Source organism: Mesorhizobium sp. M0152, assembly GCF_040322415.1.
Lineage (GTDB): Bacteria > Pseudomonadota > Alphaproteobacteria > Rhizobiales > Rhizobiaceae > Mesorhizobium.
This window is the reverse complement of record NZ_JAMYTH010000022.1, coordinates 21,587-34,051: the sequence shown is the minus strand read 5'-3', so window position 1 is coordinate 34,051 and position 12,465 is coordinate 21,587. Positions and strand designations below refer to the sequence as shown.

The window sequence follows — 12,465 nt, the reverse complement described above, 5'->3', positions numbered from 1 at the left end:
AGCCATTGCGTTACCGGCAGGACCATCTTTCAGCTTGATTAGCGGCATTCTGCCCGCTAACGAAGACAGACAACCAAAAGACGAGGATGCCCAAATGAGTGACACCGCAGAGCGCGTCAAGAAGATCGTCATCGAGCACCTTGGCGTCGATGCCGACAAAGTGACGGAGCAGGCGAGCTTCATCGATGATCTGGGCGCTGACAGCCTCGACACGGTTGAACTCGTCATGGCGTTCGAAGAAGAGTTCGGCGTCGAAATCCCCGATGACGCGGCCGAAACCATCCTGACCGTCGGCGACGCGGTGAAGTATATCGACAAGGCTTCGGCCTGACGCTTTCCGCAGTTATCACCGGGGAGGACCTGCGATGAGGCGTGTCGTCGTCACGGGCCTTGGATTGTTGTCGCCGTTCGGCATGGGCTTTGAGCACAGCTGGAAGGAACTTCTGACCGGCCGCAGCGCCGCCAAGCGCGTTACCGAGTTCGAGGTGGAGGATCTTGCCTGCAAGATCGCCCACGTCGTTCCGCGCGGCGACGGCAGCAATGCCACCTTCAATCCCGAGGCCGTGCTCGAGCCGAAGGAATTGCGCAAGGTCGGCGACTTCATCCTGTACGGAATCGCTGCCGCCGACGAGGCGCTGAAGGATTCCGGTTGGGAGCCGAAAACCCATGCCGAACAGTGCGCCACCGGCGTCCTGATCGGCTCTGGCATCGGTGGCATCGAGGGCATCGCCGAGAATGCGATGATCCTCAAGGAGCGCGGCCCGCGCCGCATCAGCCCGTTCTTCATCCCGGGCCAGATCATCAATCTCGTCTCCGGCCAGGTTTCGATCCGGCACGGACTGAAAGGCCCGAACCACGCCGTCGTCACCGCCTGTTCGACCGGCGCGCACGCCATAGGCGATGCTGCCCGGCTGATCATGTGGGGCGATGCCGATGTCATGGTTGCCGGCGGCGCCGAAGCGCCGGTGACGCGGCTGTCGATCGCCGGCTTCGCTGCCTGCCGGGCGCTGTCGACCGAGCGCAACGACGCGCCGCAGACCGCATCTCGCCCCTACGACCGCGATCGCGACGGCTTCGTCATGGGCGAGGGCGCCGGTGTCGTCGTGCTTGAAGAACTCGAACACGCAAAGGCGCGCGGCGCCAAGATCTACGCGGAGGTCACCGGTTACGGCCTCACGGGCGACGCCTATCACATCACCGCGCCCGCCGAAGATGGCGACGGCGCTTTCCGTTGCATGACGGCGGCACTGAACCGGGCCAAGCTGACGCCCGCCGATGTCGACTACATCAATGCGCACGGCACCTCGACCATGGCCGATACGATCGAGCTCGGCGCCGTCGAGCGGCTTGTCGGCAATGCTGCGTCCGGGATTTCGATGTCGTCGACCAAGTCGTCGATCGGCCATCTGCTGGGGGCGGCGGGTGCCGCCGAAGCGATCTTCTCGATCCTTGCCATCAGGGACAACATCGCGCCGGCGACCATCAATCTCGACAACCCCGAGCGTGAAACCGCGATCGACCTGGTGCCGAACAAGCCACGCGCCCGCCAGATCGACGTTGCGCTGTCCAATTCCTTCGGTTTTGGCGGCACCAACGCTTCGCTCGTCTTCCAGCGCTACAATGGCTGATCGTCCAGCTACCGGGCGACGCTTAGGCTTGTCGTCAATTTTGCCATATTCGCCCTTACTCTGCCTCGGGGGATTCGTTGAGCAATCAAACGGCAGGGCGAAATGAACACAAATCCGGCTGACAGCGGAGAATTCGGGCAGCGGCCGACACCGGGACCGATCGTGCCGAAGACGGCCAGCGAGGCCCTGCGGCCGGAAGCCGGCACGCCGCCGCCGAAGCGCTCGCGTGCTTCGCGCAGCCAGGTCGTCGTGTTCACGAACTTCGTCCTCTCCTCGGTGATGTTGATCATCCTGGCGGCGGGCGTCGCCCTCTATTTCGGTAAGCAGGAATTCACCGAGCCTGGTCCATCCGCCAATGGCGACACTTTCCTGGTCAAGCCGAACACCGGTGTCCAGGATATCGCCGACCAGCTCGAACGCCGCGGATTGATCAGCGACGCCCGGGTATTCCGCCTTGGTGTGCGCGCCTTCGGCAATGATTCCGCGCTCAAGGCCGGCGAATACGAGGTCAAGCCCAGGGCATCCATGCGCGACATCATGGAACTTCTGAAGAGCGGCAAGTCGGTGATGTATTCGCTGACCGTTCCAGAGGGGCTGACGGTCGAACAGGCGCTGCAGCGCATCGCCGACGAACCCGCCTTGAGTGGCGACATGCCGGGGACCAAGCCTCCCGAGGGCAGCCTTGCCACCGACACGCTGCGCTTCACGCGCGGCGCTACACGCCAGCAGATGGTCGACAAGCTGCTGGCCGACCAGAAGAAGCTGGTCGATGAGGTCTGGCAGCGGCGTGCGCCGGACCTGCCGCTGGCCAACATCGAGGAATTCGTCACGCTTGCGTCGATCGTCGAGAAGGAAACAGGCAAGGGCGATGAGCGCTCGCGCGTCGCCGCCGTCTTCCTGAACCGCTTGGCCAAGGGCATGCGCCTGCAATCCGACCCGACCATCATCTATGGCCTGTTCGGCGGCAAGGGCAAGCCGGCGGACCGGCCGATCTACCAGTCGGATATCCAGAAGCAGACGCCGTACAACACCTATGTGATCAGCGGCCTGCCGCCGACGCCGATCGCCAATCCGGGGCGGGCGGCGCTTGAGGCGGTGGCCAATCCGTCGAAGACCGACGATCTCTATTTCGTCGCCGATGGAGCCGGCGGGCACGTTTTCGCCGCGACGCTGGACGAGCACAACGAGAATGTCGCCCGCTATCGCGCATTGCAGAAGAAGCAGGCCGATGAGGCCGCCAAGGCGGCCAGCGCCAGCGGTGTCGGCGATGCTGACAAGCCTGCTGACGGCGCCATCGACGAGAGCGGCGGTGGCGACGCCGGGGGCGATGCAAGTACCGCCCAATAGACTGAAAAAAGGCGTTGCCGACAAGGTAGCGGCCTGACATTTGAAAGAGCGCCGCGCGTCCGGTTTCGACGCGCTCGCGGCGTGGTCATTTTTAAGCAGCATTTGCCCTGTCCGGAAGCTGGTTTCGGGGCGATGCACCAGGGATGTGCGGGCGATATGAATTTGCAGAGCATGACCGGTTTTGCGCGTGCGGTCGCCGAGCATGAAGGCACGTCGATCGCCTGGGAGGTCAAGTCGGTCAACGGCAAGAGCGTGGAGGTGCGGCTGCGGCTGCCCCAAGGCTTCGAGCGGTTGGAACCGGCGGTCAGGCAAACGCTGCAGAAGCGTTTTTCGCGCGGTAATTTCCAGGCAACTTTGACCATTGGCCGTGCCGCCGGCGCCCAGGCGCAGCCGGTCGTCAATGAAGCGTTTCTAAAAGACCTCGCCGGCCTTGCCCGGCGGCTGCAGGAACAATTCGGGGTTGCCCCGGCGACGGCTGACGGTCTGCTGTCGCTTCGTGGCGTGCTCGACATTCCCGAAACCGTCGAAACCGAGGAAGTACGGGCCGCGCTCGACACCGCCATCACCGCCGCGCTCGAGGTTGCGCTGGAAGGGCTGGAACAGGCGCGACAGGGCGAGGGTGCTGCGCTGGCGCTGCTGCTTTCCGGCCATGTCGATACCATCGAAATGCTGACGCTGCGCGCCGAGGCGGATCCGTCACGCGATCCGGCGGCGATCCGCGAGCGGATCGCCGAGCAGGTCGGGCTACTGATGGACGCCTCCGCCAATCTGGATGCAGCCAGGCTGCACATGGAAGCGGCGTTTCTTGCTACCAAGGCGGATATTCGCGAAGAGATCGACCGGCTGAAAACGCATGTCGCGTCCGGCCGGATATTGCTCAAAGGGGGCGGCGCCGTCGGCCGCAAGCTCGATTTCCTGGCACAGGAATTTAACCGCGAATCGAATACGCTGTGCTCGAAGTCGAACGCCGCCGCCGTCACCGCGATTGGACTGGAACTGAAGTCCGTGGTCGACCAGTTTCGTGAACAAGTCCAGAATCTGGAGTAGCCGATGGTTGCCAGGGATTTGGGGTCTCGCATTCGTCGCCGAGGCCTGATGCTCGTCCTGTCGTCACCCTCGGGTGCCGGCAAGTCGACGATCGCGCGCAATCTTCTGGAGAGCGATTCCAGCCTCGAACTGTCTGTTTCCGTCACCACCAGACCGCGCCGTGGCAGCGAGATCGAGGGCGTTCACTATCATTTCCGAACGATGCGTGAGTTCGAACGGCTGCGCGATTCCGACGCGCTGCTCGAGTGGGCCGAAGTGCACGGCAATTGCTACGCGACACCGCGCGAACCGGCCGAACTGGCGCTGGCGCAAGGCCGCGACATGCTGTTCGACATCGACTGGCAAGGCGCCCAGCAGCTCAAGGAGAAGATGCGCGCCGACATCGTCTCGATCTTCATCCTGCCGCCGTCGATGAGGGAATTGAAGGCGCGCCTGAAGCGCCGCGCCGAGGATCAGGAAGCGGTGATCGAGACACGGCTGAAGAACGCCCGCAATGAGATCGAGCACTGGAAGGAGTATGATTTCGTCATCGTCAACGACGATCTCGACCGCGCCTTCGCCGAGGTGCGCGGCATCGTCGTCGCCGAGCGGCTAAGACGCGATCGCCGGCCTGGTCTGTTCGACTTCGTCTCGGGACTGCTGGACGAGAAGACGGACTGATCCCTCGTCCTTCGCCCCGTTTACGGGAGAAGGTGGCCCGAAGGGCCGGATGAGGGCTGCGCCATGCCTTTGGAGGTTCGTGCCGCCCCTCATCTGCCTGCCGGCATCTTCTCCCCGTAAACGGGGCGAAGAAGAGCTACACCAAATTCGTCAGCCTTACGAATTCCTCGACGCTGAGCGTTTCGGCGCGGCGGGTCGGGTCGATGCCCGCGCGTTCGAGCAGGGCCTCGCCGCCCAGGCTTTTCACGCTCTGCCTCAGCATCTTGCGCCGTTGGCCGAAGGCGGCTTCGGTGACGCGGCCGAGTTTCTTCACATCGGTAGCCAAGGGTGTCGCGCGCGGCTCCAGCTGCACCACCGAAGAGGTGACCTTGGGCGGCGGCGTGAACGCCTGGGGCGGCACGTCGAAGGCGATCCTGGCTTGCGTGCGCCAACCGGCCAGCACGCCAAGCCTGCCATAGGCATCGCTGCCCGGCGCCGCGACGATGCGCTGGGCCACTTCGCGCTGGAACATAAGCGTCATCGAGGCGTAGAAGGGCGGCCAGTCCGCCACCGTCAGCCATCGGACCAGCAGTTCCGTGCCGATATTGTAGGGCAGATTGGCGACGATCCTTACCGGGCCTCCATTTCCGGCGGCGGTTGCGGCGAGGGCCGCGAAATCGGTCTTCAGCGCGTCGCCGGGAACCACCTCCAGCCGGCCGGGATAATGAGCGGACACTTCGGCAAGGGCAGCCAGGCAGCGTTCGTCGCGCTCGATGGCGACGACGCGGCGCGCGCCGTTGAAAAGCAGCGCCCTTGTCAGCCCTCCGGGCCCCGGCCCCACCTCGATTACCGTGGCGTTTGTCAGATCGCCTGCGGCACGTGCGATCTTGCCGGTCAAATTGAGGTCGAACAGGAAGTTCTGGCCGAGCGACTTCTTCGCTTGCAGTTCATGACGCTCGATGACGTCGCGCAACGGCGGCAGCCCATCGATGCTCATGCTTTTGGACTCGAAGCGGAAGCGCTCATGTGGCGCTTGCATCGGTTTCGGCGAGCTGTCTGGCAAGCTTCAGCGCCGCGATCAGGCTGTCGGGCCGCGCAATACCCTTGCCGGCAATATCGAAGGCGGTGCCGTGGTCGGGCGAGGTGCGGATAAAGGGCAAGCCGAGCGTGACGTTGACCGCCTCGTCGAAGGCCAGCGCCTTGGCCGGGATCAGCGCCTGGTCGTGATACATGCAAAGTGCCACGTCGTAGCCGGCGCGTGCCCGGGCGTGGAACAAGGTGTCGGCCGGTAGCGGGCCGAAAGCGTCGATCCCTTCGGAACGCAGCATGTCGACCGCCGGGCGCACGATGCGCTCGTCCTCCAGGCCCATGGAGCCACCTTCGCCCGCATGCGGATTGAGACCGGCGATGGCGAGCCGCGGCCTGGCGATGCCGAAGCGGCTGGCGAGGTCGGTGGCGGTCACGCGAGCGGTGGCGACGATCAACTCGGTGGTCAGGGCTTTCGGCACTTCGGCCAGCGCGATGTGGATGGTGACGGGAACCGTGCGCAGGTCCGGGCCTGCCAGCATCATCACCGGCACCGCGTCGACCCCGCTGTGCCTTGCGGCCAGATAGGCCAGATATTCGGTGTGGCCGGGAAAGCGGAAGCCGGCATCGTAGAGCGGCTTCTTGGCAATGGGGCAGGTGACGACGGCCGCGGCGACGCCGGCAAGGCAATCGGCAACGGCGCGGTCGATGGCCTCGATGATGCCGGCCGCATTGGCCGGGTCCGGCCGGCCGGGGCTGTCGATGCTGCGGGCGGCCAATGGGACGATCGGCAGCGCGTGGGAGAAGGCTTGCACCGCTTGCGCAGGTGTTGTTTCGACCGCCGGTAGCGAAATGCCGAGAAGGCCTGCCCGCGAAGCGATCAGCGCCGGGTCGGCGAGCAGATAGAAGGGAGGCACGCCAACGGTGTCGCGCACCAGAAAGGCGGCGATGGCGATCTCCGGCCCGATGCCCGAGGGATCGCCGACGCTCAACGCGAGCGCAGTCATTGCGCTGCCCATCAGCGCTTGACGATGCGGGCTTTCGCCTTCAGCTCGTCTACATATTTCTTGCTGAGCTCGTCGGCGTTCTTGTCGCCGGAGCCTTCATTCTGGAACACCATCTGGGCGACCTTGTCGTCGGACACTTCGCGCGAAGAGCAGATGCCGATGAACTCGACGCCGCGTTCGGTCGCACGCGTGACGGTGGCGCCGCCGACCTTGGTTGCCTTGATCTGCTCGGCCCAGTCCGGCGGCAATTGCGGCGCCAGCACCCGGCCCAGATCGCGGACGGTGACGTCGAGCAGGCCCTTGGCGAATTCGCGCGTCGAGTTGCAGCCGTTGAAGCGGGCACGCATGGCATCGGCCTCGCGCTTGCGCTTGGCCAAGGTCGCGCTGCGTTCGGCCGCCGGCACGACGAAGATGACCTGCTGGAGCATGTATTCGGTGGCGCTCGGTTTGGAACCGCCCTTGTCGAGCATACGCCGGACCGCGTCCTGCTCGGTCACGCTGCCGCCTTCGCCGGAGCGGTAACGCGCGCTCAAGGCCTGGTTCCAGGCCATCTGGGCGCGGATGAATTCCTTGAAATGGTCCTTGCCGACGCCGGATTTTTCCATGACGCCGTCAAGCTGGCCGAGCTGCATCTTGTTGTTGGAGGCAAAGCGCTGATACGCGGTCTCGACCTGGGCGTCGCTGATGCGGATGCCAAGCCGCCTGGCCTCTGCCATGCGCAGCGTCTGGTCGATCATTTCCTGGCCGGCATCGCCCTTCTTGCGCTGCAGCTTCAGAAAGGCGGCGCGATGCGCGATATCCCCGGTGGTGACGGGTATGTCGTTGACGACATATTTGATCTCGCTGGCGAAAGCCGGCGGCGTCATCACGGTCATCGACACGGATGTCGCCGCCACAAGCAGCGCGAACCCTGCCGAAAAGAGGTATTTCCTCATCGTTAGCATCCCAATTCTATCTCGGTTCCGCCCAACCTTGTCCTGTCCAGGATGCACGAATCCGTGCCAGCCCTATGCGGCGAAACGATGTCGCGGACTACTGGATCGTGTCGATGGCGCTGCTCGATGTACCGAAATCACCGAGGGTGCGGAACGACAGGTTAAAACCGATGCTCTGCGTCACCTCCCTGGTGTTCAGGTCGCGCGACTGCGAGTACGTCATCAGGTAGGTGAAGCAGGAATCGTTATAGGCGAAGCCGACCCCGTCCTTGACCAGCAGGCTCTGCTGCAGATCGTAGGTTCCGGTCCCGAAGACGCGCCAGTTCTCGGCAAGATGCGTCGATGCACCGAGCGTGACCTCGTGACGGTCGGTCGTGAAACCGTAGAGCGGCTGGGCCTGGATGAAGGCATATTTGGCGCTCAGCGACACCGGCAGGCCTGAATAGGCGGCCTTCACCTCGGCACGGCGGACCTCGAAGGTCTGTTCGTCGAAACGACCGCTGACCGAGGCCGCGAAGCCGTTGGGGCTGTTGATGCCAAACAGGCCTACATAATCCGACGTGGTCGTCTGAAGGCCGGAATAGGCGCCGACATTGACCAGGTCCGGCGCGGCGAAAGAGTTCTCGCCACCGATCTGGTAGGACTGGCCCAGGATGGCATTGGTGCCCCAGCCATTGTTGTAGGAGCCGGAATAACGCAGGCCGACATTGGCACGCGAACCGCCTTCCACGCGATCGTAACCGGAGAATTTGTCGCGTTCGAACAATGTGGTCGCGTCGAAGACCATGCTCTGGGCGTCTTCGTTCGGGACGGAAAGGCCGCCGACATATTGCTCGTTCGGCCGCATGAAGACCTGCGCCATCGGTTCGAACACATGGCTGGATCCGCTGGCCATGGAAAACAGCAACGGCCAGCGCATCTCGAGCCCGGCGGTCGCCATGTAACGTGCAAACGACGAGCGCATGTCGTCGCTGGTGGCTATGAGGGGATTGGCCGCCATCTCGTTGATGGCGGCGAGCGAACCAGATGACGCGTCGAGGTAGTCCACGTCGCCCTGCAGCGCGAGCAACGGCGTCAGCACAAGTCCGTCATCGGTGACGTAGCTTCGCTTCCACTCGCTTTCGGCGGTGAGCCGGCCCGATTCGCCTTCGATGCCACGGACACGCTGCACGGGCGTGGCGGAGTCGTATGGAGTGTTGAAAGTCTGGTCGAGATCGTCGCGACGGATGACACGCGTGTTGACGTTGAGCGACAACTGGCCGCCGGCAACCGATGCGTCGGGGATGTAGGCATAGTCGAGCGACGGCAGCACCCAGGGCTGCTGACCGCTTCGCGCCGCCGGATTGTCGTCGAGCGTATTTTCCTGCACCTCGAAATGCATGGCGCGCACGTCGAAATAATTGCGGCCGTTGAGGCCGTTCAGGTAGACCGAAGACTGGTGGACATACGCATTGTACTTGTCGATGTTGTAGATATTCGAGAAGTTCTTGTCGGTCTGCAACAGCACGTCCCAGCCGAAATTCCAGCGCGAATTGATGGCGAACTGGCCCTGGGTGCCCATCATGCCGCGGAACTTGTTGGGATCGCCCGCCGGACCCGAATCTACATTGCGACCGGCGGCATCGATGAAGGCGTCGGGATCCCGCTGATGGATCCCGGCGATCTTCAAGCTGTATTCGCCATTGTTGAAGCGCTGGCGCCATTCGGCCTCGCCGAGGAAGCCTTGCTTGGTATAGCCGGTGCCGGTGACGGTCAGGTCATAGGTCGGCGACAACGCGAAATAGTAGGGAACCTTCACGCCGACGCCGAGATCGCTTTTGTAGATGATGCCGGGGATCAGAAAGCCGCTCTTGCGCTTGACCGTCGGGTCGGCGATCTCGAATGCCGGGAGATAGGCGAGCGGGAAGCCGAAGAACTCGAAATTCGCGTTCTCGAAGCGGACCGTCTTCTTCTCGCCGTTCCAGATGATCTTTTTCGCCTTCACGCGCCAGGTCGGCGCTTTGTCGGGCTTGTCCTCGCACGGCTCGCAGGCGGTGTAGACGCCATTGTGGAAGGTGGTCAGCACACCACCCATGCGTTCGGCGCTTTCGGCGGCGAAATAGGCCTTGTCGATGGTTTCGACGCGCAATGCATTGACGAAGCCGTCGGCGAAATCGTCGGTGATGTCGATATGTTGCGAATTGATCTTGGTGCCGTCGCTGTTGACGACCTCGACATTGCCGCTCGCGACCATCCGCTTGGTGTTGCGGTTATACTCGACCTTCTGGGCGACAAGGCGATTGCCGCCATAGTCGATCTGCACACCACCGACGGCGGTCACGGTCTGGTTGTCGTTGTTGTAAACCAGCGTATCGGCCGCCAGCAGCATCTGCGAGCCCGACGGAACGCTGGTCGACATGTCGCCAACGTCCTGCGCGAACACCGGCAGCGGGACGGCGCAGGCGAACAGGCACGCCAAGGCGGTCGCCGCATAGAGGCGCGCCAAACCGGCCTGCCTGTTGCTGGGCAAAAACGCCTCCCTCACTAGCCGTCTTCCTTGTATAGCAGGAAAGTCACCCCGAAGAACATAGCTACCACGACCGGCACCCAGGCGGCTATGACAGTCGGCACGAACCCCGCCACGCCGAATGCCTTTACCAGCACCGAAACGACATAAAGCAGAAACCCGGCAACGACGCCACCCAGAATCATCGTCGCCGACTGCCCCATCCTCGCAAATCGCATTGAAACTGTTGCCGCAATCAGCGTCATGGCGACGAGGAGGAACGGCAACGCCACCAGCGAATCAAACTGCATGGCAAAGGCATTTGCCTTGAGGCCGAACGAGCGGGCAACCTCGATTTTTCCGGGCAGGTCGTAGAACGGAATGGTTTCCGGGCGCGCCAGCCGCTCCTGCACGAATTCGGGCTTCAGATTGGTCGGCACGCGATCGCTTGCGGCAGGCAGGATAGTGCCGTTCTGGAACGTCTTCACATCCTGCAATTCCCAATAGCCTTCCCGAAGGTAGGCATGCGCGGCGTCCTTGCGCTCGACGATATTGCCCTGCTGGTCGAGGATGAAAAAGACGGCGTCGGCCATCTCCAGGCCCTGGTTGAGAATCGCCCGCGCGCCGATGATGGTGTCCACCGAGCCGGTTTTTTGGCGGATCCAGGGGGCTGCATCGGCCGAAACCACGTTTGATTTGCCGGAGCGCAGCTGGGTCTCGATCTGCTCGGACCAGGAAAAGGCATGCGCGGCGAGCGGGTTGATGATCCCGACCGACACGATGCCGAACAGCAACGCACCGATGCAGCATGGCAACAGGAATTGCCAGGCGGACACCCCCGCCGAGCGTGCGATGACCAGTTCATATCTGCGATTGAGCGAGACCAATGTCGCCATCGCCGAGAACAGGCCGACAAACGGCACCGTCTGCAGCATGATCATCGGCATCCGGAGCGCCGAGATGGCCACCGCCGTCCCGTAGGTAAAGCCGGGCAGGCCGGTGGTGCGGCCGGACAGTTCGGTGAAATCGATCAGGAACACCAATGCCAGCAGGCCGATGAAGAACCAGATGGTTATCGTCACGTAGCGGAAGAAGAAGTAGCGGCCCAGCGTCCAACCCATCAGCCGACCCTTTGCCCTGAAGTGTCGCGCCTGGAAAGTCTCAGCTTGAGGGCGTTCCAGCCGTCGCCGACGCGCGTGGCCAGGTTTGTCATCCAGTCCGCCCAGGCCACCGGCAGTTCCATGGTCCGGTTGGAGACGATGAACCAGATCGCCACCGCCGATGCCACGATGGGCACGCCATAGACCATATAGCCATATTGCGGGATCTCATCGGCCTTGCTGGCGGCAAAGAAGCCCAGCCAGCGCACGAACAGCGATATCGCGATGGCCGTGATCAGCGGATTGACGCGTGCTTCGCGGTGCGAGCGCGCGTCGCCGGCGACGGCGAGTGCAATGAGTGCGAAGACCATCGAATAGGTCCATTCCGAAAACCGCTGGTCGACTTCGGCCCGGTACTCCTGGGGACTTTGCTGATAATGCTTGTCGTTGGCACTCGGATTGAGCAGGTACTGCGTCGTCCGGTCCTTCGGCAGCAGCGTCACCTCGGACGCCGCCGTCATGAAGGCCGACATGTCGAAGGCGTAGGATGTGAACCGGATGATCGACAGGTCGCCGGTCAGCGTTTTGCGATGGATGACGCCGTCATTCATCATCAGCACCTTCTCGCCGCCGCGTTCGATGATGCTGCCCGTCTTGGCGTAATAGACGAGGTTGACGCCTTCCTCGCGCGAATCGGCGACGAAAATGCCGCCCAGCCGATTATTGGGAAGCCGCTCGCCGATCTGCAGGAACAGCCCGTCCTCTATTTTGCGGAAGGTGCCTTCCTGGATGATCAGCGACAGCAGATCGGCGTGCGACTCAGCCACCAGCGCGCGGTTTTTCTGCCGCGCATAGGGATCGATGCCGTTGTCGACGGCAAAGGAGAAGACGCTGGCCGCGAGCGCCAGAAGCATGATCGGCCGCACAATGGTCCAGCGCGAAGCACCCGATGCGTTGACGACAGCGAGTTCCGAATCCGAATTCATGACGCTGAGTGTCTGGGCGACCGCCACCACCAGCGCGAAAGGCACGACGATGGGGATAATCGAAGGAAGGATGAGGGATGCGACCTCGAAGAAGGTCAGCGCCGACTGACCGCTGTCGGTGACGAGGTCGATCTTGGCCAGTACCTGCGTGGTCCAGACGATCGCCAGCGTCCAGACCAGCGCTGCCATGAAGACCACGAGAGCGCGGCGCATGATGTAGCGTTCAATGACCTTCATGAAGGCTTTACTCGATTTTCTCGAACGG

Annotated in this window: 11 protein-coding genes; 5 read left to right on the top strand and 6 right to left on the bottom strand. The window is 63.0% G+C overall.

Going from position 1 to position 12,465, the window contains the following annotated elements; translation table 11 throughout:
* Nucleotides 1-94 precede the first annotated feature (94 nt).
* The 5 genes from NKJ26_RS21175 to gmk all read left to right on the top strand — a co-directional run bounded on the left by NKJ26_RS21175 (nucleotide 95) and on the right by gmk (nucleotide 4,682).
* On the top strand, nucleotides 95-331 hold the full coding sequence (locus NKJ26_RS21175) for an acyl carrier protein (RefSeq protein WP_006203723.1): 237 nt from the start codon (nucleotides 95-97) through the stop codon (nucleotides 329-331).
* Between the two features lie 34 nt (nucleotides 332-365).
* Nucleotides 366-1,628 carry a beta-ketoacyl-ACP synthase II gene (fabF, locus tag NKJ26_RS21170; RefSeq protein ID WP_352598630.1) on the top strand — a complete coding sequence of 421 codons (1,263 nt, stop codon included), beginning with the start codon at nucleotides 366-368 and terminating at the stop codon, nucleotides 1,626-1,628.
* A 102-nt stretch (nucleotides 1,629-1,730) separates the two neighbouring features.
* Nucleotides 1,731-2,975: an endolytic transglycosylase MltG gene (mltG, locus tag NKJ26_RS21165; RefSeq protein ID WP_352696885.1), complete on the top strand. Its 1,245-nt coding sequence runs from the start codon at nucleotides 1,731-1,733 to the stop codon at nucleotides 2,973-2,975.
* Between the two features lie 156 nt (nucleotides 2,976-3,131).
* On the top strand, nucleotides 3,132-4,022 hold the full coding sequence (locus NKJ26_RS21160; protein WP_352696884.1) for a YicC/YloC family endoribonuclease: 891 nt from the start codon (nucleotides 3,132-3,134) through the stop codon (nucleotides 4,020-4,022).
* 3 nt (nucleotides 4,023-4,025) lie between these two features.
* The gene (gmk, locus tag NKJ26_RS21155) at nucleotides 4,026-4,682 is read left to right on the top strand and encodes a guanylate kinase (RefSeq protein WP_352696882.1); all 657 of its coding nucleotides are present in this window, start codon (nucleotides 4,026-4,028) and stop codon (nucleotides 4,680-4,682) included.
* A gap of 136 nt (nucleotides 4,683-4,818) precedes the next feature.
* On the opposite strand, the gene rsmA is transcribed toward gmk, so the two are convergent.
* The 6 genes from rsmA to lptF all read right to left on the bottom strand — a co-directional run bounded on the left by rsmA (nucleotide 4,819) and on the right by lptF (nucleotide 12,437).
* Entirely contained in the window at nucleotides 4,819-5,658 is an 840-nt protein-coding gene (gene rsmA, locus NKJ26_RS21150; protein WP_352696880.1) for a 16S rRNA (adenine(1518)-N(6)/adenine(1519)-N(6))-dimethyltransferase RsmA, read from the bottom strand.
* A 25-nt stretch (nucleotides 5,659-5,683) separates the two neighbouring features.
* Nucleotides 5,684-6,706, bottom strand: coding sequence for a 4-hydroxythreonine-4-phosphate dehydrogenase PdxA (gene pdxA, locus NKJ26_RS21145; protein ID WP_352696879.1), 1,023 nt, complete (start codon nucleotides 6,704-6,706; stop codon nucleotides 5,684-5,686).
* Nucleotides 6,706-7,638, bottom strand: a complete 933-nt coding sequence (locus NKJ26_RS21140) for a SurA N-terminal domain-containing protein (protein ID WP_352598625.1) — start codon at nucleotides 7,636-7,638, stop codon at nucleotides 6,706-6,708. The genes pdxA and NKJ26_RS21140 overlap by 1 nt, the downstream gene beginning before the upstream one ends.
* Before the next feature lie 88 nt (nucleotides 7,639-7,726).
* Nucleotides 7,727-10,153 (bottom strand): LPS-assembly protein LptD, encoded by a 2,427-nt coding sequence (locus tag NKJ26_RS21135; protein WP_352696877.1) that lies wholly within the window; start codon nucleotides 10,151-10,153, stop codon nucleotides 7,727-7,729.
* Nucleotides 10,153-11,238 carry an LPS export ABC transporter permease LptG gene (lptG, locus tag NKJ26_RS21130; protein ID WP_352696988.1) on the bottom strand — a complete coding sequence of 362 codons (1,086 nt, stop codon included), beginning with the start codon at nucleotides 11,236-11,238 and terminating at the stop codon, nucleotides 10,153-10,155. The genes NKJ26_RS21135 and lptG overlap by 1 nt, the downstream gene beginning before the upstream one ends.
* The gene (gene lptF / locus NKJ26_RS21125; RefSeq protein WP_352696875.1) at nucleotides 11,235-12,437 is read right to left on the bottom strand and encodes an LPS export ABC transporter permease LptF; all 1,203 of its coding nucleotides are present in this window, start codon (nucleotides 12,435-12,437) and stop codon (nucleotides 11,235-11,237) included. The genes lptG and lptF overlap by 4 nt, the downstream gene beginning before the upstream one ends.
* Nucleotides 12,438-12,465: the final 28 nt, after the last annotated feature.

Coding starts and splice junctions, on each gene's coding strand:
- rsmA (WP_352696880.1), bottom strand. CDS start 5,658: ATGAGCATCGATGGGCTGCCGCCGTTGCGCGACGTCATCGAGCGTCAT.
- NKJ26_RS21160 (WP_352696884.1), top strand. CDS start 3,132: ATGAATTTGCAGAGCATGACCGGTTTTGCGCGTGCGGTCGCCGAGCAT.
- fabF (WP_352598630.1), top strand. CDS start 366: ATGAGGCGTGTCGTCGTCACGGGCCTTGGATTGTTGTCGCCGTTCGGC.
- NKJ26_RS21175 (WP_006203723.1), top strand. CDS start 95: ATGAGTGACACCGCAGAGCGCGTCAAGAAGATCGTCATCGAGCACCTT.
- pdxA (WP_352696879.1), bottom strand. CDS start 6,706: ATGGGCAGCGCAATGACTGCGCTCGCGTTGAGCGTCGGCGATCCCTCG.
- mltG (WP_352696885.1), top strand. CDS start 1,731: ATGAACACAAATCCGGCTGACAGCGGAGAATTCGGGCAGCGGCCGACA.
- NKJ26_RS21140 (WP_352598625.1), bottom strand. CDS start 7,638: ATGCTAACGATGAGGAAATACCTCTTTTCGGCAGGGTTCGCGCTGCTT.
- lptF (WP_352696875.1), bottom strand. CDS start 12,437: ATGAAGGTCATTGAACGCTACATCATGCGCCGCGCTCTCGTGGTCTTC.
- gmk (WP_352696882.1), top strand. CDS start 4,026: ATGGTTGCCAGGGATTTGGGGTCTCGCATTCGTCGCCGAGGCCTGATG.